The sequence below is a fragment of the Candidatus Pelagibacter communis genome, assembly GCF_001180205.1.
Taxonomy (GTDB): Bacteria; Pseudomonadota; Alphaproteobacteria; order Pelagibacterales; family Pelagibacteraceae; genus Pelagibacter; species Pelagibacter ubique_O.
This window is the reverse complement of the sequence record NZ_CVSU01000108.1, coordinates 1-594: the sequence shown is the minus strand read 5'-3', so window position 1 is coordinate 594 and position 594 is coordinate 1. Positions and strand designations below refer to the sequence as shown.

The following is a 594-nucleotide window of genomic DNA, read 5'->3' as shown; positions in this document are numbered from 1 at the left end:
AAAAATAATTTAAGTTTAAATTTAATTGGAAAGATTTTTGCCTCTTTCTTTTCAATTGTAAGAATTATTTACAATATCAAAGGTGGGAAAGGTTAGTGATAATTACATTTCATTTAATTATATTGGTTTTAATAATTCAAGTTTTTTTAATTAGATTTGTTTTTAAAAAAATATCTTTTCAAAAAATTATAATTAATTCTACATTGATAATTGGTTTTTTATCTTTTTTATTTTTTGCTATCTATGATAAATTAGACATTGCAGTATATTTCTTATTTAATTTTTACTTAATTATGTTTTCAATTTTTAATATTATAAATATGAGCCAAACATCATCAAGAGTAAATATGATGATATTAATAAAAGAAAATAAAATTAAAAAAATAAAAGACATTAAAAAGTTTTATAAAATTAATAATTTCTTTGAAAATAGAATTAAGAGATTGATTAAATTAAATTGGATTAAAAAAGTAAATAATGACACATATACAATCAAAACTTTTGTACCATTTTTATTTTTACTTTTATTTAAATTCTTGAGAAAAATTTTGTTTTTAAAAAATTAAAATATTTTTTTATTGTTTGTATAAATAA

General features: G+C 15.5%; 1 protein-coding gene. It reads left to right on the top strand.

The features are described 5' to 3' along the window. The first annotated feature begins 95 nt into the window (after positions 1-95). Positions 96-566, top strand: a complete 471-nt coding sequence (locus AMO08_RS04860) for a hypothetical protein (protein WP_075485761.1) — start codon at positions 96-98, stop codon at positions 564-566. The last annotated feature ends 28 nt before the right edge of the window (positions 567-594 follow it).